The organism is Microbispora sp. NPDC088329, assembly GCF_040685655.1.
Classification (GTDB): Bacteria; Actinomycetota; Actinomycetes; order Streptosporangiales; family Streptosporangiaceae; genus Microbispora.
The window spans coordinates 512,171-530,167 of sequence record NZ_JBFBIP010000003.1 but is presented as its reverse complement, the minus strand read 5'-3'; the positions used below and the strand labels follow the sequence as shown (position 1 = coordinate 530,167).

Genomic DNA, 17,997 nt, shown 5'->3' with positions numbered 1-17,997 from the left:
TCAGGCTGTTCCGGCCGGACGCAGTCGTGCCTCGGCACGGACGCCCTGACGCAGGGAACGCTCGGTGAGGCCGCCGAACAGCAGTCCGATGGCGGCCCACAGGGCGAACTGGACGCCGAACGACGACACCCTGAACCACCAGAGGGTGTCGGCGGGGAAGTCGCCGGACACCTCGTTGATCGAAGGCAGCAGGGCGTACGAGACGCCCACGAGGACGGCGTAGACGACGATGCCCGCGAGGGTCGCGTTCCAGCCGCCCAGCCGGGGCGACAGGGCGCGGCCCGCGTACGTCGCGACCGCGGCGGCCAGCAGCGCGACCAGGATCATCGTGAAGTACAGCGCGGTTCTGCGGCCGATGGTGTCGGGGTTGCCGACGGCCGGGGGATTGGGCGGGTACTTCAGGATGGGGGTCACGTACACGACGACGAATCCGGCGGCCGCGACGACGAGGGCCGTGGCGCGGGCGCCGAGGGCGCCGAGGCGTCCGTGGGCCACGGCGTACGCGATGGAGAAGAAGCCGCCGAGTGCGGCGCCGTAGACGAGCAGGGCGGTCAGGAGGCCGGCGGTCTCCTGGACGGTCCGGCTGACGAGTTCGTGTTCGTGTGCCTCCCCTGTCGCGGCGGCCTTGGCCTCCTCGAGCGAGATGGCGGCGGCGACTTGGGGTTCGCCGGCGAACCAGGCCACGACGTACGCGAGCAGCGCGGCCACGAGGCCGACGAGCATGCCGCGCACCAGCAGGGAGCGCATGGTGGGCATCCGGCGGGCCTCAGTGGCAGGGGAAGCCGAGGAGGTGGCGGCCGTCGTGCACGAACTCGTGCACGGTGTGCCCGCTGATGAGGTGGGTGGCGCCCTGCTCCGCGCCGACGAAGTAGATCAGGATGAGCCCGACCACGGCGGCGAAGACCGCCCAGGGCAGGATCTCGCGCACGGGGATGGTGACCGGCAGGGGCCGGGATACGGGAATGGCCGGCTGAGCCATGATTTCTCCTCACGGGGTGCCTCGCCCCGGTGATGGAGGACAACGGGTCAGTGTCCTGACTCCCGGGTCATCGTGTCGCCCGACCTTCCAGCCGTCTCGGCCGTGGTCACAAGCGGGGGACACTCCCCGGTCACAGTGGCGGGACCGTCCTGGATTCGCACCAGGTTCCTGCACACCGTCGCCTCTGTCTGTAATTGTCCCCTAGAGCGTGCACCGTCTGCAAAAGTACGTCAAGCCGTGGTCCATACTCGTGACCTATGAAGCGCGTCCTCATCATCGGCATCGGCGCCGGGGACCCAGCCCACCTCACCTTCCAGGCCGCCGCGGCGATCGCCTCGGCGGACGTGTTCTTCCTGCTCGACAAGGGTGCGGAGAAGGACGGCTTGGTGCGGCTGCGGCGCGAGCTGATCGCGGCCCACGCGCGGGAGCCGTATCGGGTGGTGGAGGCACGCGACCCGGAACGCGACCGGACGAGCGGCGCCTACGTGGAGGCGGTGGCCGACTGGCGGGCCCGCCGGGCGGAGGTCTACGCGCGGCTCATCGCCGACGAGGTGCCCGAGGACGGCGTGGGCGCGTTCCTCGTCTGGGGCGATCCCGCCCTCTACGACAGCACGATCGCCATCGTCGAGGACGTCCTGGCCAGGGGCGGAGAGCCGTTCGACTACGAGGTGATCCCGGGGATCAGCAGCGTGTCGGCGCTGGCCGCGCGGCACCGCGTCAGCCTGACCAGGGTCGCGAGGCCCCTGCACATCACGACCGGCCGCCGCCTGCCCGCCGACGTCGAGGCCGCCGACGACATCGTGGTGATGCTCGACGCGGGATGCGCGTTCGCCGACCTGCCGCAGGCCGCCGACGCGGACGTCTACTGGGGCGCCTACGTCGGGACCGAGGACGAGATCCTCCTGGCCGGGCCGGTGCGCGAGGTCGCCGGCGAGATCCGGCGGCGCAGGGCGGAGGCGCGCGCGGCGCACGGCTGGGTCATGGACACCTACCTGCTCAGGAAACCCGCTCGATGAGGCCGGTGTCGGTCGTCGGGATCGGCGCGGACGGCTGGGCCGGCCTCACCGACGCCGCGCGCGCCGAGCTGACCGCCGCGGACGTCGTGGTCGGGTCGGCCAGGCAGCTCGCGCTGTTGCCCGCGTCGGTGGCCCCCGAGCGGGTGCCGTACCCGTCGCCGCTGGTCGCGGGGTTGCCGGGGCTGTTCGACGCGCACGCGGGACGCGCGGTCGTGGTGCTGGCGAGCGGCGATCCCATGTTCTTCGGGATCGGCGCGACGCTGGCCCGGCTGCTCGGGCCCGAGCGGCTGCGCGTGCTGCCGCACGTGTCGTCGGTGACGCTGGCCTGCGCGCGGCTCGGCTGGCCTGCAGAGGGCGTCGAGACCGTCAGCCTGGTCGGGCGTCCGCTCGCCACGCTGACCGCCGCGCTCGCGCCGGGCCGCCGCGTCCTCGTCCTCAGCGCGGACGCGGGCACGCCCGCGCGGGTCGCCGCCCTGCTGACCGAGCGGGGATACGGGGCGAGCCGCGTGACCGTCCTCGGCGATCTCGGCGCGGCGACCGAGTCGCGCCATGACGGCACGGCCGCCGACTGGACGGGCGCCGGCCGGCCGGGCGCCGAGCCGATGCCGGCCCTGAACATCGTGGCCGTGACCTGTGCCGACGTCCCTGACACCGTGCCACTGGGGAGGGCTTGCGGGCTTCCGGACGACGCGTACGAGTCGGACGGGCAGCTGACCAAGCAGGAGGTGCGCGCGGTCACCCTGGCCAAGCTGGCGCCCCTGCCGGGCGAACTGCTGTGGGACGTGGGGGCGGGTTCGGGGAGCGTGGCCGTCGAGTGGCTGCGCGCCCACCCCTCGTGCCGGGCCGTCGCCGTCGAGCGCGACCCCGTGCGGGCGGACCGCGTCAGGCGCAACGCCGACGCGCTGGGCGTGCCGCGCCTGCGGGTCGTCACCGGCGCCGCGCCGGACGCGCTCCACGGGTTGCCGGCCCCGGCGGCCGTCTTCGTGGGCGGCGGCGTGACGAGGGCCGGCGTGGTCGAGACCTGCTGGGACGCCCTCGCCCCGGGCGGGAGGCTGGTCGCGAACGCCGTCACCGTGGAGTCGGAGGCGGTCCTCGCCACGTGGCACGCGCGGCTCGGCGGCGACCTCGTGCGGTTGTCGGTGCAGCGCGCCTCGCCGGTGGGCGGCTTCACCGGGTGGCGTCCCCTGATGCCGGTGACCATTTGGACGGCGCGGAAGGAGCGCGAGCAGTGACGGTTCGATTCATCGGTGCGGGGCCCGGCGCGGCCGACCTCATCACGGTGCGCGGGCTGCGCGCCCTGCAGGCGGCCCCGGTGTGCCTGTACGCGGGGTCGCTCGTGCCACGCGACCTGCTCGCCGACTGCCCGCCCGGCGCGCGGCTCGTCGACACCGCCGACCTCACCCTGGACGAGATCATCGCCGAGATGACGGCGGCGCACGCCGCCGGGCTCGACGTGGCCCGGCTGCACTCGGGCGATCCCTCGCTGTTCAGCGCGGTCGCCGAGCAGATGCGCAGGCTCGACGCGCACGGCGTGCCGTACGAGGTGATCCCCGGAGTGCCCGCCTTCGCGGCCGCAGCCGCGGCGCTGGGGCGGGAGCTGACGGTGCCCGAGGTGAGCCAGACCATCATCTTGACCAGGACGTCGGCGCGCGCCACCCGGATGCCGCCCGGTGAGGACCTCGCGACGCTGTCGGCCAGCCGCGCCACGATGGTGCTGCACCTGGCCGTGCAGCGGATCGGCGCCGTCGTGGCCGAGCTGCTGCCCGCGTACGGGGCGGACTGCCCGGTGGCGGTCGTCGCGCGGGCCAGCCGGGACGACGAGGAGATCATCAGGGGCACCCTGGACGACATCGCCGATCGAGTGATCGCGGCGGGGATCAAGCGGACCGCCGTCATCGTGGTGGGCCGGGCGCTGGCGGCGCACGATTTCCGCGACAGCCACCTCTACTCGGCCGAGCGGGACCGGGCGTGCTCGTCCTGATCCTCGGCGGCACCGCGGAGGCGCGGGCGCTGGCGGCCGAACTGGCCGCCCTGCCCGGTCTCCGGGTGGTGTCGTCGCTGGCCGGGCGGGTAGCCGATCCCCGGCTGCCGGTGGGCGAGGTCGTCTCGGGCGGCTTCGGCGGCCATGAGGGGCTCACCCGGTGGATCGCCGGGCACGGCCCGGGCGCGGTGGTGGACGCCACGCATCCGTTCGCGCGGACGATGAGCGAATCGGCGGCGCGAGCGTGCGCGGCGACCGGTGTGCCGCTGCTCGGCCTGCGGCGTCCGGGCTGGTCGGAGGGGCCGGGGGACGCGTGGCTGCGGGTGCCGTCACTGGAGGCCGCGGCGGACGCGCTGCCCGGTCTCGGCGGCCGGGTGTTCCTCACCACGGGCCGCCGCAGCCTGCCGGTCTTCGCGCCGCTGACCGGGCTGTGGTTCCTGGCCAGGTCGGTGGACCCGCCGGAGCCGCCGGTGCCCGCGAACGTCCACGTGATCCTCGACCGGGGGCCCTACACGGTGGCGGGGGAGCGCGCCCTGATCGGCGAGCACCGGCTCGACGTGCTGGTCACCAAGGACAGCGGCGGGGAGCTGACCCGCGCCAAGCTGGTCGCGGCACGCGAGCTCGGGCTGCCGGTCGTCATGGTGGACCGGCCCCCGGCGCCCGGCGGTGTCACCCAGGTGACGGACGTCGCCGACGCCGTCGCCTGGGTTCGCGATCACACGGAGAATCACATGGAAAATCACACGGGATAGCGGCGCGGGGTGTAAACGGTCGTCCGGCCGGCGCGTTCGACGACGCGGGTGGTGGACGAGCCGATGATCAGCAGGCAGCGCATGTCGATCGCGGCCGGGTCGAGGTCGCCGAGCGTGGTGACCGTGACCGACTCCCGCGCGCCGCCGACGTCGCGGCCGACGACCACGGGCGTGGCCGGGTCGCGGTGTTCGAGCAGCAGGTCACGGGCCGCGGCGACCTGCCAGGTGCGGGTCTTCGACGCCGGGTTGTAGATCGCGAGCACCAGGTCGGCGCGGGCCGCCGCGGAGATCCGGCCCGCGACCACCTCCCACGGCTTGAGCTGGTCCGACAGCGACAGCACGCAGTAGTCGTGGCCGAGCGGCGCGCCTGCCCGGCTCGCCACGGCCTGCGCGGCGGTCAGGCCGGGCACCACCCGCACCGGGACGTCGGCGTAACGCGGGTCGGCCGCGGCCTCCAGCACCGCGCTGGCCATCGCGAACACGCCAGGGTCGCCCGACGACACGACCGCCACCCGCGCCCCGGCGAGGGCGAGGTCGAGCGCGTGACGCGCCCGTTCCGCCTCGACGCGGTTGTCGGTGCGGTGCCGGGTCTGGCGCGGGTTGGGCGCGACGCGGTCCACGTAGGGGCCGTATCCGACCAGGTCGGTGGCCCCGGCGATGACCTCCTGCGCCTCGGGGGTCAGCCAGGGCCGTCCTGCGGGGCCGAGGCCGACGACCGCGACCTCGCCCGAACCGGTGCGTCCCGTGGTCTCCGGTACGAATGTGAGCTGGGCCGGGCTCGGGATCAGCGCCAGCGAGAAGTACGGCACCTGGCCGGGGTCCACATCCTTCAGGGGGGCGACGCGCTGGGCGTCGGTGGTGGCGCGTTCGACGTACCAGGCCTCGTCGAGACGGCCGGCCTCGGCGAGGGCGTCGCGCACCTTCTCGAACGTGCGGCCCAGCTTGAGCACCGCGGCGGAGTCCGTGCCGCGAAGCTTCTCGGCCAGCACGCCGGCGGGCAGGGTTCCGGGCAGGACCGTCAGCGTCTCGTCGCGTTCGACCAGCGGGCGGCCGAGCACGGCCGACGCGCCCGCGATCGACGTCACGCCGGGGACGACCTCGGCCGGGTAGCGCTGCGCCAGCCGCTTGTGCATGTGCATGTAGGAGCCGTAGAAGAGCGGGTCGCCCTCGCACAGGACGACGACGTCGCGCCCGGCGTCCAGGTGGGCGGCCAGGCGGGCCGCGCAGTCGGCGTAGAAGTCGTCGAGCGCGCCCTGGTAGCCGCCGGGGTGGTCGGTCGTCTCGGTCGTCAGGGGATACTGGAGCAGCTCCTCGATCTGGCCGTCGCGCATGTGGTGGGCGGCGATGGAGCGCGCGATGCTGCGGCCGTGCCGGGCGGCGTGGTAGGCGATCACGTCGGCCGCGCCGATCAGGCGGGCGGCCTTCACCGTCATCAGTTCGGGATCGCCGGGGCCGAGGCCGACGCCGTAGAGGGTACCTGTCACGTCACGTCACTCCTGCTCGCTGGCGATGGCGTTGATCGCCGCCGCCGTCATGGCACTGCCGCCCCGGCGGCCGTGGACAACCAGAAACTCCAGGCCGGACGCCGCGAGGGCGCGCTTGGACTCGGCCGCGCCGATGAAGCCGACCGGAATGCCCAGCACGGCGGCGGGCCGTCCCGCGCCCTCCGCGACCAGCTCGAGCAGCCGGAACAGCGCGGTCGGTGCGTTGCCGACGGCCACGACCGCGCCGTCGAGCCGGTCGAGCCACAGGTCGAGGGCGGCGGCGCTACGCGTGGTGCCGAGCCGCTCGGCGAGGGCGGGCACGCGGGGGTCGCCGAGCGTGCAGACGATCTCGTTGCCGGCCGGCAGGCGTTTCCTGGTGACGCCGGAGGCGACCATCTGCGCGTCGCACAGTACGGGCGCGCCCGCCAGCAGCGCGGCGCGCGCCTTCGCGACCACGCCGGGGGAGTAGCCGAGGTCGGCGACCAGGTCGGTCATGCCGCAGGCGTGGATCATGCGGACCGCGACCCTGGCCAGGTCGCCGGGCAGGCCCGTCAGGTCGGCCTCGGCCCTGATGGTCGCGAACGACCGCCGGTAGATCTCCGCTCCGTCGCGGACGTAGTCGTGCTCGGGCACGGACACCCCTGTTCGTTCGATGGTGTTCGTTCAGTGGCTCACGCGGTAGCCGCCGGGCGTGGCGACCACGTCGGTGACCCGCCCGCGCGGGCGCCCGCAACGACGTTCGCAGCCCGCCCAGTGGATCGGCCCGTCCGGCAGCTCGGGCGTGCCGGTCTCCGCCCAGCGCGCCGCGTCCGCCCGTACGTCGGCCAGCGCCTTCGCGCAACCGGGCCGCCCGGTGCAGGCCGACAGTCTGGCGTACGGCGAGGCCGGGTCGATCACCAGCCCCGCCTCGACGAGCGAATCGGCCACCGGCCCGACCGTCCCGGGCGCCAGGTCGGGCAGCACGACCGTACGCCACGGCGTCAGCCGCACCTCGGCGGGGGTCAGGCCGGCGAGAAGGTCCGCTTGTGCGGGGGTGAGCCTGCCGAGCGGCACGATCACGTCGACCGCGACCCGCCCGTCCGCCTGGGGAAACACCCCGCCCTTACGCGGCTCGGCGGCCGCCACGGTCACGGGCACGGCCACGGGCGCGGCGCCGGGAAGGCGGGCGGCGATCGTCGCGGGGCCGCCGGGGAGCTCGGCCACGCGCCAGGCGTCCCCGCGTACCGACTGGAACGCCTCGGCGGCGGCGAGGGCGACGGCGACGGCGTCGCCGGCGGTCACCGATCTGACCGGCTCGCCCGCGAGCAGGAGCGTCAGATCGCCGCCCAGGTGGTCGACAGGACGGCCGGGCCGCGCGGCGAGCGTCACGTCCGCGCCGAGCCCGAGGACGTCGCGGGTGCCGTCGTCGAGCGCGAACAGGAACCGGCCGGGCAGGCCGGCCAGCGCCGGACGCCCGCACAGGTCCGCGTCCAGCGCCGTCACCAACGGCCGGACGTCGAGGACGCCCGTGGCCGACCGGCCGCTGAGGGGCGAGGCGACGATGTTGCGCACGCGTTCGTGGGTCGCCGACGGCAGCAGCCCGGCGGCGGCCATCCGCGCGGCGAACGCCGCCGGGTCCGCCAGCCCTCGCACCTGGACGTTGGCGCGTGACGTGAGCTCGATGACCCCGTTGCCCAGCTCCCCGGCGCAGGCGGCCAGCTCGCGCAGCGCGTCGGTGGTCAGGGCGCCGCCGGGCACGCGGACGCGGGCCAGCGCCCCGTCCGCGGCGACGTGCACCTGGAGCGCGCCGGGGCAGGCGTCCCGAGCCGCGCGTCCGGAAAAGCCACCTATGACCACAGGCAGGATGCTAACGCCAGTTTTTCGATAGGGCCTCCGTCCCGTAAGGTCGGCGATGAACGATGGCAAGCGGAGGAAGCCGGTGTGAATCCGGCGCGGTCCCGCCACTGTGACCGGGGAGCGAACCCCACCACACGGCCACTGTCGCAAGACGGGAAGGCCGGGGTGAGCGTCGATCCGGGAGCCAGGAGACTCCTGCCGTCGTGCCGCCACGACCCGGGGCGAGGACCCCGAGGGAGGACCCTGCCATGCGCACGGACCAGCCACTCATCGTGCTGTTGTCCACGTCGGACACCGATCTGCTGAGCGCGCGCGCCAGCGGGGCGGCGTTCCGGCTGGGGAACCCGGCCCGGCTCGCCGTGGACGACCTGCCCGCGCTGGTCGAGGGGGCCGGCCTTGTGGTCGTCCGGCTGCTCGGCGGGCGGCGCGCCTGGGAGGACGGGCTGGACGCCCTGCTCGCGGGCCCGCGCCCGGTGGTCGTCCTCGGCGGCGAGCAGGCCCCGGACGCCGAGCTGATGGAGCTGTCCACGGTGAGCGGCGGGGTGAGCGGCGGCGTGTGCGCCGAGGCGCACGCCTATCTCGCGCACGGCGGCCCCGCGAACCTCGCCGAACTGCACGCGTTCCTGTCGGACACGGTCCTGCTGACCGGCCGCGGCTTCGCGGCCCCGGCCGCCACGCCGACCTGGGGCGTGCTCGAACGCGACGCCCGGCCCGGCGACGGCCCGGTGATCGGCGTGCTCTACTACCGGGCGCACCACATGGCGGGCAACACGGGCTTCGTCACCGCGCTGTGCGACGCGGTCGAGGACGCGGGCGGCCGGGCGCTGCCGGTCTTCTGCTCCTCGCTGCGCACCGCCGAGCCCGAGCTGCTCGACGTGCTGCGCCGCGCGGACGCCCTCGTCGTGACCGTGCTCGCGGCGGGCGGTTCGCGGCCCGCGACCGCGTCGGCGGGCGGGGACGACGCGGCCTGGGACGTCGGCGCGCTCGCCGGCCTCGACGTGCCCATCCTGCAGGGCCTGTGCCTGACGACCGGCCGCGCCGAGTGGGAGGACAACGACGACGGGCTGTCCCCGCTGGACGCCGCCTCGCAGGTCGCGATCCCGGAGTTCGACGGGCGGATCATCACGGTGCCGTTCTCGTTCAAGGAGATCGACGACGACGGCCTGACGGTCTACGTCGCCGACCCCGAGCGCGCGGCCCGGGTCGCGGGCATCGCCGTCCGGCACGGCCTGCTGCGGCACGTGCCCCCGCAGGACAAGAAGCTCGTCGTGATGCTGTCGGCGTACCCGACGAAGAACTCGCGGGTCGGCAACGCCGTCGGCCTGGACACCCCGGCCAGCACGGTCGGGCTGCTGGCCCGCCTGGCCGAGGAGGGCTACGACCTCGGCGACGGCTTCCCCGGGCAGGCGGAGCAGGACGGCGACGCCCTGATCCACGCGCTCATCGCCGCGGGCGGCCAGGACCAGGACTGGCTCACCGAGGAGCAGCTCGCGGCCAACCCCGTGCGGATCCCCGCCGAGACCTACCGCGCCTGGTACGACACCCTGCCCGAGGACCTGCGCGCCGGCGTGGAACGCCACTGGGGCGCCCCGCCCGGCGAGCTGTTCGTCCACGACGGCGACATCGTGCTCGCGGCGCTGCGCAGCGGGAACGTCGTGGTGATGGTGCAGCCCCCGCGCGGCTTCGGGGAGAACCCCATCGCGATCTACCACGACCCCGACCTGCCGCCCAGCCACCACTACCTGGCGGCCTACCGGTGGCTGTCGGCCGAGTGGGGCGCGCACGCCATGGTGCACGTCGGCAAGCACGGCAACCTGGAGTGGCTGCCCGGCAAGTCGGCGGGCCTGTCGGCGTCCTGCGCCACCGACGCGGCGATCGGCGACCTCCCGCTCGTCTACCCGTTCCTGGTGAACGACCCCGGCGAGGGCACCCAGGCCAAGCGCCGGGCGCACGCCGTGCTCGTGGACCACCTGGTGCCGCCGATGGCCAGGGCCGAGACCTACGGCGACATCGCCCGCCTTGAGCAGCTCCTCGACGAGCACGCGACGATCGCGGCGATGGACCCGGCGAAGCTGCCCGCGATCCGCGCCCAGATCTGGACCCTCATCCAGGCCGCCCGCCTCGACCACGACCTCGGCCTGAGCGAGCGGCCGCACGACGCCGAGTTCGACGAGTTCATCCTGCACGTGGACGGCTGGCTCTGCGAGGTCAAGGACGCCCAGATCCGCGACGGCCTGCACGTCCTCGGTGCGGCCCCGACCGGCGAGGCCCGCGTCAACCTCGTGCTGGCCATGCTGCGCGCCCGCCAGATGTGGGCCGGCCGCGAGACCCTGCCCGGCCTGCGCGAGGCACTCGGCCTGGCCGAGGACGGCAGCGCCGCGACCGGCGTCGTGGACCGCGTCGAGGCCGAGGCCCGCGCGCTCGTCACCGCCATGGAGGAACGCGGCTGGGACCCTGCGGCCGTCGCCGGCGTCACCGACGACCCGGCGGTCGCGCGGGTGCTGACGTTCGCGGCGACCGAGGTGGTGCCGCGGCTCGCGCGGACCACCGACGAGCTCGACCACGTGCTGCACGCGCTCGCCGGGGGCTACGTGCCCGCCGGGCCGTCCGGGTCGCCGCTGCGCGGGCTGATCAACGTGCTGCCGACCGGCCGCAACTTCTACTCCGTCGACCCGCGCGCCGTGCCGAGCCGCCTCGCCTGGGAGACCGGGCAGGCCATGGCCGACTCCCTGCTGGCCCGCTACCGCGCGGAGACCGGCGAGTGGCCGCGCTCGGTCGGGCTGTCGGTGTGGGGGACCAGCGCCATGCGCACCGCCGGTGACGACATCGCCGAGGTGCTCGCGCTGCTCGGCGTGCGGCCGGTCTGGGACGAGGCGTCGCGGCGCGTCACCACGCTCGAACCGGTGCCGCTGAGCGAGCTGGGCCGCCCGCGCGTGGACGTGACGGTGCGCATCAGCGGGTTCTTCAGGGACGCCTTCCCGCACGTGGTGGCGATGCTCGACGACGCCGTCCGGCTCGTCGCGGGGCTCGGCGAGAGCCCCGAGGACAACTACGTGCGCGCCCACGTCGACGCCGACCGGGCCGCGCACGGCGACGACAGGCGTGCGACGCTGCGCGTGTTCGGGTCGCGTCCGGGCGCGTACGGCGCGGGCCTGCTGCCGCTCATCGATAGCGGCAACTGGCGCGACGACGCCGACCTCGCCGAGGTGTACGCCGTCTGGGGCGGCTACGCCTACGGCCGCGACCTCGACGGCGCGCCCGCCCGCGAGGACATGGAGAACGCCTACCGCCGCATCGCCGTCGCCGCCAAGAACGTGGACACCCGCGAACACGACATCGCCGACTCCGACGACTACTTCCAGTACCACGGCGGCATGATCGCGACCGTCCGCGCGTTGACGGGTCGCGCGCCCGCCGCGTACGTGGGCGACAGCACCCGTCCCGACGCCGTCCGCACCCGGACCCTGTCGGAGGAGACCTCGCGGATCTTCCGCGCCCGGGTCGTCAACCCCAACTGGCTCGCCGCGATGCGCCGCCACGGCTACAAGGGCGCGTTCGAGCTGGCCGCGACCGTGGACTACCTGTTCGGCTACGACGCCACCACCGGCGTCGTCGCCGACTGGATGTACGACACGCTCGCCTCGACATACGTGCTCGACCCGGTCAACCGCGACTTCATGGCCAAATCCAACCCGTGGGCGCTGCACGGCATCGCGCAGCGCCTGCTCGAGGCCGCCGAGCGGCGCATGTGGGAGCACCCCGACCCCGATGTGCTCGCCGGGCTGCGCGAGGCCTACCTCGCGATCGAGGGCGACCTCGAGGAGGGCTCGGCGTAGGCCAGCAGCCGCCGGGCGAGATGCGGCGCGCCCGCCCAGTGCAGGTGCAGATAGGACGCGGTGAGCCGGGCGTCGCCGGCCCCGTCGGCCCCGCCCCGCCACCGGAAGACGGGCTCCCCGCCGCGGGTGATCGTGGTCCGGTGGAACTCGTGGCCGCGCAGCCGCTCGCCCTGCCGGGTCAGCAGCGTGTCGCGTACGGCCACGGCGTCGCGGTAGCCCAGCGTCAGACGGTCGGTCATCCGCCCCACGCCCGGCACCCGGCCGCACATCGGACGGCCGTCCAGCTCCTCGCACAGATAGAGCAGCCCCGCGCACTCGGCCGCCACCGCGCCGGGGAAGGCCGCCACCTCGGCGCGCAGCCGCTCGTTGGCCGACAGCTCCGCCGCGTACACCTCGGGGAAACCGCCGCCCACGACCAGCGCGGACGCGCCCTCGGGCAGGGACTCGTCGCGTACCGGATCGAACACCGCGACCTCGGCCCCGGTGGCGGCCAGCATCTCGACGTGCTCGGCGTAGCCGAACGTGAACGCCGCGCCACCCGCGACCGCGACCACCCGCCGTTCGCCCGGCTCGTGTCCGTCCGACGGGTCCCACGGTTGTCCGGTGAGCGGGGACGCCGTCGCGGCGAGCCGTACGAGACCGTCCAGGTCGCACGAGCCCGCCACGAGCGCGCCGAGCCGGTCCACCGCCGACACGGCGGCGGGCAGCCGCTCGGCCGCCGGGACCAGCCCGAGGTGCCGCGACGGCGTCATCACGGCGTCGTCGCGGTGGACCGCCCCCAGCACCGGGACCCCGGTCTCCTCCAGCGCGGCCCGGCACAGCTCCTCGTGGCGCGCCGAGCCGAGACGGTTCAGCACCACGCCCGCCACCCGCACCCGCGAGTCGAACGTCGCGAACCCGTGCACCAGCGCCGCCACCGACCTGCTCTGCTTGCCGGCGTCGACCACGAGCACCACGGGCGCGCCGAGCAGCCGCGCCACGTGCGCGGTCGAGGCGAAGTCGCCCTCGCCACGCCCGTCGAACAGCCCCATCACGCCCTCGACGACCGCGATGTCACAGCCCGTCGAACCGTGCAGGAACAGCGGCGTCACCCGATCTTCGCCGGTCAGCCAGGGATCGAGGTTGCGGCCGGGCCGCCCGGCGGCCAGCGTGTGATAGCCGGGGTCGATGTAGTCGGGGCCCACCTTGAACGGCGCGACGCGCAGCCCGCGCGCCGCCAGCGCCGCCATCAGCCCGGTGGCCACGGTCGTCTTGCCGCTTCCCGAGGCCGGGGCCGCGACCACGAGACGCGGGACGCCCGTCACCACTCGATGCCCTTCTGGCCCTTCTGCCCGGCGTCCATGGGGTGGCGGACCTTGCCCATCTCCGTGACGAGGTCCGCCGCCTCGACGAGCCCGGCCGGGGCGTCGCGGCCGGTGATGACGACATGCTGCGAACCCGGCCGGCCGGCGAGCGCCGAGATCACGTCGTCGAGGTCGATCCACCCCCACTTGAGCGGATAGGTGAACTCGTCCAGCACGTAGAACCGGTAGGTCTCCGCCGCGAGGTCGCGCTTGATCTGCTCCCAGCCCTCGCGCGCGTCGGCCGCGTGGTCGGTCTCGGTGCCGGGCCGCTGGATCCACGACCAGCCCTCGCCCATCTTGTGCCAGGCGACCGTGCCGCCCTCGCCACTCGCGCCCAGCACGGTCAGCGCGCGCTCCTCGCCGACCCGCCATTTGGCCGACTTCACGAACTGGAACACACCGATCGGCCAGCCCTGGTTCCAGGCGCGCAGCGCCATCCCGAACGCGGCAGTCGACTTGCCCTTCCCCGGGCCCGTGTGGACCATGAGCAGCGGCCTCGTCCGGCGCTGCCGGGTCGTCAGGCCGTCGTCCGGCACGTTCTCCGGCTTGCCCTGCGGCATGTCAGCCCGCCTTCCTTCGTACGAGATCACCGAGCGACTCCAGCGGAAGCACGCGCGCGCCGAGTCGCAGGGCGAGCGCGTGCGCCATGCCCAGGCGGACCGGGCCGCTCTCGCAGTCCACGACCACCGAGGTCACACCGGCGAGCGCGGCGGCCGCGCGGGTCACGTCGCCGCCGGAGGTCGCGCGGCCGTCGGTCACGACGACCAGCAGGGGGCGGCGGTCGGGGTCGCGCAGCCGCTCCACGCGGAGCACCTCGGCGGCGGTGGCCAGGCCCTCGGCGAGCGGGGTGCGGCCGCCGGTCGGGAGCGCGCGGAGGCGGGCCGCGCCCGCTTCGACCGACGAGGTCGGCGGGAGCGCGACCGTCGCCCCCGCTCCCCGGAAGACGACGAGGCCGACCTTGTCCCTGCGCTGGTACGCGTCGAGCAGCAGGCTCAGCACCGCCGTCTTGACGGCCGTCATCCGCCTGCGCGCGCCCATGGAGCCGCTGGCGTCCACGACGAACAGGACGAGGTTGCCCTCGCGGCCTTCGCGGACGGGCTCGCGGAAGTCGTCCCGGGTGAGGACGAGGCCGGGGCCGCGCCTGCCGCGGCGGAGCTGGTGCGGGGCGGCGGCGAGGAGGGTCGCGGGGAGGTCGATGCCGGCGGGGCCGGCGCCGGTCGGGACGCGGGTCCCGATCGTCCGGCCGTGCCGCCCCCGGCCACTCGACCGCCGCCCCGCGACGCCCGCCCCGACTCCGGCGACCGTGAGAACGGGCACGCGGAACGGAGCACCGGCCGCGGCCACGTCCTGGGGACGGTCGTCGTCGTGGGCCCGGCCGCCGGAGCCGACGGCGGAGTTCGATTCTTCGGAGCCGGACCCCACGGAGCCGGACCCCACGGAGCCGGACCCTTCTGAGACGCCCGCAGTGCCTTTGGGGGCGCCGCTGCCGGCACCCGGGCCGCCGGAGCCGTCAGGGCCCTCGGACCGGCCGGAGCCGGGCCCGCCGGAGTCGTCGGGACCCGGGCTCTCGGGACCCTCAGGACCGCCGGGATCGTCGGGATCATCGGGGTCCTCGGGGGCGGCGGGCTCGGTCTGGTCGAGGAGCTCGTCGAGAAGACGCTCGTCCAGGCCGGGCGCGTCGAACGGATCCCTTCGACGCCGGTGGGGCAGTGCCAGCCGGGCCGCCACCCGGACGTCCTCCCGGGTCACCACGTCCCGGCCCTGCCAGGCGGCGTGCGCCACCGCCGCATGCGCCGTGACGAGATCGGCCCGCAGCCCGTCCACCCCGAACCCCGCGCAGACGGCCGTGATCTGCCGCAGCCGCGAGTCGGGCAGCCGCACCGACCCGAGGACGGCACGGGCACGCGCGATCCGTGCGGCCAGGGCGGCCTCCTCCGCGGCCCAGCGCGCGGCGAACCCCTCCGGATCGGCGTCGAACGCGAAGCGCCGCCGTACGACCTCGGCCCGCTCGTCCGGCTCCCGCGTCGCGCGCACCTCCACGGTCAGCCCGAACCGGTCGAGCAACTGCGGGCGCAGTTCGCCCTCCTCCGGGTTCATGGTCCCCACGAGCAGGAACCGCGCGGCATGCCGGATCGAAACGGTCTCCCGCTCGACGTAGCAGACCCCGAGCGCGGCCGCGTCGAGCAGCAGGTCCACGAGGTGGTCGTGCAGGAGGTTGACCTCGTCCACGTAGAGCACGCCGCGATGGGCCGCCGCGAGCAGCCCCGGCTCGAACGCCTTGACGCCCTCGGTCAGCGCCCGTTCCAGATCGAGCGAACCGACCAGCCGGTCCTCGGAGGCCCCCACAGGAAGCTCGACGAGGGACGCCGCCCGCAGCGCCCCTGCCGCGTCCGGCTCGTGCGGCCCGTCGGGGCAGCCGGGGTCCGGCGCCCCGGGGTCGCAGTGGAACCGGCACCCCGCCACCACCGCGACCTGCGGCAACTGCGCCGCCAGCGCGCGTACGATCGTGGACTTCGCGGTTCCCTTCTCGCCGCGGACGAGAACGCCGCCGACCCGGGACGAGACCGCGTTGAGCACCAGGGCCAGCTTCAGATCGGCGAGCCCGACGACGGCGCTGAACGGATAGGCGGAGTTCACAGGGCGGCCTTCCTGTTGACGTAGGCGATCCGCCAGCCGCCGTGCCGTGCGGCCAGCTCGGTGCGGGACAGCGGGGCGATGTCGAACAAGGCGGCCCGCGTCGCGGGCAGGCCGAGCGCGTGCGCGAGCGCGGCCCGGACGGGCCCGGCGTCGCAGACGGCGACCACGCGGGCGGCGTCCGCGTGCACCGACTCCAGCCACGCGGCCACCCGCGCGCCCAGCTCGGAAAGGCTCTCCCCGCCGTGCGGGGCGGCGTCCGGGTCGGTCAGCCAGGCGCCGAGACCCTCGGGCTCGGTCTCGGCGATCTCCGCGAACGGCCGTCCCGCCCAGGTGCCGTAATCGGCCTCGGCGAGCGCCCCGGCCACGACCGGCTCGCGCCCGGACGCGGCCCGCGCGGTCGCCACGGCCGCGGGCCAGGGCGCGGCGAAGACCACCGCGTCATCGGGGAGGGCCGGGTCGGTGCGGGCCAGATCGGTGCGGCGCAGGGCGGCGGCCTGCGCCAGCCCCGACGGATCGGCGTCCTCGGGGGCGGGGAAACAGGCGCGGCGTGTGCCGGGCGTTCCCGCCTGGCGAATGATCAACATGGGCCGTTCGCGCCGTTCGCGCCGGGCGGCAGGGCCCGCAGGCCCGGCGTGGGTCCGCTTCCGATGAGCGAGAGCAGCCCGCCGGTGTCGACGTTCCGCTCGACCAGGTCCCCGAGCGCGTCCAGCCGCGCCTCCCGCAGCCCCGCGAACGACAGCGACGGATCGCCCCGGAACTCCCGCCCGGCCGCCCTCGCCACCTCCCCGAGGAAGGCTCGCCGGAACCCGTCGTTCTCCAGCGCGCCGTGCCAGGTCGTGCCCCACACGTTTCCGGCGCGGCACCCGTCGAGGAACGGCTCACCCCCGTCGTGGGTGACGACCCCGTGATGGATCTCGTACGCGCGTACCGGATGCCCGTAGCCCTCGCCGACCGGCCGCCCGAGGGTCTTCTCCCTCGCGAACGCGACGTCGGCGGGGAGCAGCCCCAGGCCGGGCACCGTGCCGGCGCCGGACTCCACGTGGTCGGTGATGGTGCGGGCGAGCATCTGGTAACCGCCGCAGATCCCGAGCACCGGACCCGTCCTGCGGACGACGAGGTCGGCGATGCCGGTCGCGCGCAGCCAGGCCAGATCGTCCACCGTGGCCCGCGAACCCGGCAGGATCAGCAGGTCGGCGTCGGCGCAGGCGGCGGGTGAGGTGACGAAGCCGACCGTGACCCCCGGCTCGGCGGCCAGCGCGTCCACATCGGTGAAGTTGGAGATGCGTGGATACCGCACGACGGCCACCCGCAACGCGCCGTCAGCCGCGGCGCTCCCCGTGTTCCCCGTGTTTCCTCCCGGCCGGTTGTCGAGCGACAGCGAGTCCTCGACGTCCATCCACAGCCCGTCGAGCCACGGCACGACCCCGTAGACCCGGCGCCCGGTCAGCCCTTCGATCATGTCCAGCCCCGGCGCGAGCAGCTCCCGCGCGCCCCGGAACTTGTTCACGATAAATCCGGAAATATGCGCCTGATCGGCGGCGTCGAGCAGGGCGACCGTGCCGTACAGGTGCGCGAAGACGCCGCCGCGGTCGATGTCGCCCACGATGATCACGGGCAGCCCGACGGCCCTGGCCAGCCCCATGTTCGCGATGTCCCCCGCCCGGAGGTTGATCTCCGCCGGGGAGCCCGCCCCCTCGCAGATCACCACGTCGAACTCGTCGGCCAGCCGCCGGTACGACTCCACGGCGATCGCGCGCAGTTCGTCGCGATGCGCGCGGTATTCCAGCGCGTCCACGTCCGCGACCGGCCGTCCGCGCACGACGACCTGGCTACGGCGGTCGCTGCCCGGCTTGAGCAGGATCGGGTTCATGTCGGCCGTCGGCTCCAGCCCGCAGGCGGCCGCCTGCACGGCCTGGGCCCGCCCGATCTCCGCGCCGTCAGCCGTGACGTAGGAGTTCAGCGACATGTTCTGCGCCTTGAACGGCGCGACCCGTACGCCGCGGCGGGCCAGCCACCGGCACAGACCGGCCACCAGCACGCTCTTCCCGGCATCGGAGGTGGTGCCCGCGACCAGCAGGCCGCCGCCGGGCGCCCCGGCCATGGGATGTCCCCCCTGGGGGTGTCCGCGCCCCC

General features: G+C 74.9%; 15 protein-coding genes and 2 riboswitches. Of the genes, 5 read left to right on the top strand and 10 right to left on the bottom strand.

Going from position 1 to position 17,997, the window contains the following annotated elements:
• Together AB0O28_RS09850 and AB0O28_RS09845 are read right to left on the bottom strand one after the other, a co-directional pair.
• Complete coding sequence (locus AB0O28_RS09850; RefSeq protein WP_363638251.1) at positions 1 to 756, bottom strand: CbtA family protein; 756 nt, start codon at positions 754 to 756, stop codon at positions 1 to 3.
• A gap of 10 nt (positions 757 to 766) precedes the next feature.
• Positions 767 to 979: a CbtB domain-containing protein gene (locus tag AB0O28_RS09845; protein WP_363410733.1), complete on the bottom strand. Its 213-nt coding sequence runs from the start codon at positions 977 to 979 to the stop codon at positions 767 to 769.
• Positions 980 to 1,006: 27 nt separating this feature from the next.
• A riboswitch (cobalamin riboswitch) is annotated at positions 1,007 to 1,212 on the bottom strand.
• Between the two features lie 24 nt (positions 1,213 to 1,236).
• Between AB0O28_RS09845 and cobF the strand changes: the two genes are divergently transcribed.
• Genes cobF through AB0O28_RS09825 form a run of 4 tightly spaced genes read left to right on the top strand, consistent with a single transcriptional unit; the run spans position 1,237 to position 4,728 of the window.
• Positions 1,237 to 1,995, top strand: coding sequence for a precorrin-6A synthase (deacetylating) (cobF, locus tag AB0O28_RS09840; protein ID WP_363638248.1), 759 nt, complete (start codon positions 1,237 to 1,239; stop codon positions 1,993 to 1,995).
• Positions 1,992 to 3,227: a precorrin-6y C5,15-methyltransferase (decarboxylating) subunit CbiE gene (cbiE, locus tag AB0O28_RS09835; protein ID WP_363638246.1), complete on the top strand. Its 1,236-nt coding sequence runs from the start codon at positions 1,992 to 1,994 to the stop codon at positions 3,225 to 3,227. Before cobF ends, cbiE begins: the two co-directional genes overlap by 4 nt.
• Positions 3,224 to 3,976 carry a precorrin-4 C(11)-methyltransferase gene (gene cobM, locus AB0O28_RS09830; protein WP_363638244.1) on the top strand — a complete coding sequence of 251 codons (753 nt, stop codon included), beginning with the start codon at positions 3,224 to 3,226 and terminating at the stop codon, positions 3,974 to 3,976. Before cbiE ends, cobM begins: the two co-directional genes overlap by 4 nt.
• Positions 3,964 to 4,728 carry a cobalt-precorrin-6A reductase gene (locus AB0O28_RS09825; RefSeq protein WP_363638242.1) on the top strand — a complete coding sequence of 255 codons (765 nt, stop codon included), beginning with the start codon at positions 3,964 to 3,966 and terminating at the stop codon, positions 4,726 to 4,728. Before cobM ends, AB0O28_RS09825 begins: the two co-directional genes overlap by 13 nt.
• Here the strand turns inward: AB0O28_RS09825 and AB0O28_RS09820 are convergent.
• Genes AB0O28_RS09820 through cobG form a run of 3 tightly spaced genes read right to left on the bottom strand, consistent with a single transcriptional unit; the run spans position 4,716 to position 8,048 of the window.
• A complete protein-coding gene (locus AB0O28_RS09820; RefSeq protein WP_363638240.1) occupies positions 4,716 to 6,212 on the bottom strand; it encodes a precorrin-2 C(20)-methyltransferase in 1,497 nt (498 codons plus the stop codon). The two genes, AB0O28_RS09825 and AB0O28_RS09820, sit on opposite strands and share 13 nt — an antisense overlap.
• A gap of 6 nt (positions 6,213 to 6,218) precedes the next feature.
• Positions 6,219 to 6,845: a precorrin-8X methylmutase gene (locus tag AB0O28_RS09815; RefSeq protein WP_363638238.1), complete on the bottom strand. Its 627-nt coding sequence runs from the start codon at positions 6,843 to 6,845 to the stop codon at positions 6,219 to 6,221.
• A gap of 30 nt (positions 6,846 to 6,875) precedes the next feature.
• Positions 6,876 to 8,048: a precorrin-3B synthase gene (gene cobG, locus AB0O28_RS09810; RefSeq protein WP_363638236.1), complete on the bottom strand. Its 1,173-nt coding sequence runs from the start codon at positions 8,046 to 8,048 to the stop codon at positions 6,876 to 6,878.
• A gap of 72 nt (positions 8,049 to 8,120) precedes the next feature.
• Positions 8,121 to 8,243, top strand: a riboswitch (cobalamin riboswitch).
• Between the two features lie 53 nt (positions 8,244 to 8,296).
• Here cobG and cobN point away from each other — a divergent pair.
• Entirely contained in the window at positions 8,297 to 11,884 is a 3,588-nt protein-coding gene (gene cobN, locus AB0O28_RS09805) for a cobaltochelatase subunit CobN (protein WP_363638234.1), read from the top strand.
• On the opposite strand, the gene AB0O28_RS09800 is transcribed toward cobN, so the two are convergent.
• From AB0O28_RS09800 to AB0O28_RS09780, 5 genes are read right to left on the bottom strand one after another with little or no spacing between them, the layout of a single operon-like run.
• Positions 11,842 to 13,188, bottom strand: coding sequence for a cobyrinate a,c-diamide synthase (locus AB0O28_RS09800; protein ID WP_363638232.1), 1,347 nt, complete (start codon positions 13,186 to 13,188; stop codon positions 11,842 to 11,844). The genes cobN and AB0O28_RS09800 overlap by 43 nt on opposite strands.
• Positions 13,185 to 13,787 (bottom strand): cob(I)yrinic acid a,c-diamide adenosyltransferase, encoded by a 603-nt coding sequence (gene cobO, locus AB0O28_RS09795; RefSeq protein ID WP_363638230.1) that lies wholly within the window; start codon positions 13,785 to 13,787, stop codon positions 13,185 to 13,187. Before cobO ends, AB0O28_RS09800 begins: the two co-directional genes overlap by 4 nt.
• 1 nt (position 13,788) lies before the next feature.
• Positions 13,789 to 15,864 (bottom strand): VWA domain-containing protein, encoded by a 2,076-nt coding sequence (locus AB0O28_RS09790; RefSeq protein WP_363638228.1) that lies wholly within the window; start codon positions 15,862 to 15,864, stop codon positions 13,789 to 13,791.
• On the bottom strand, positions 15,861 to 16,448 hold the full coding sequence (locus tag AB0O28_RS09785; protein ID WP_363638226.1) for a histidine phosphatase family protein: 588 nt from the start codon (positions 16,446 to 16,448) through the stop codon (positions 15,861 to 15,863). The genes AB0O28_RS09790 and AB0O28_RS09785 overlap by 4 nt, the downstream gene beginning before the upstream one ends.
• The gene (locus AB0O28_RS09780; protein ID WP_363638224.1) at positions 16,442 to 17,965 is read right to left on the bottom strand and encodes a cobyric acid synthase; all 1,524 of its coding nucleotides are present in this window, start codon (positions 17,963 to 17,965) and stop codon (positions 16,442 to 16,444) included. The genes AB0O28_RS09785 and AB0O28_RS09780 overlap by 7 nt, the downstream gene beginning before the upstream one ends.
• Between the last annotated feature and the right edge of the window lie 32 nt (positions 17,966 to 17,997).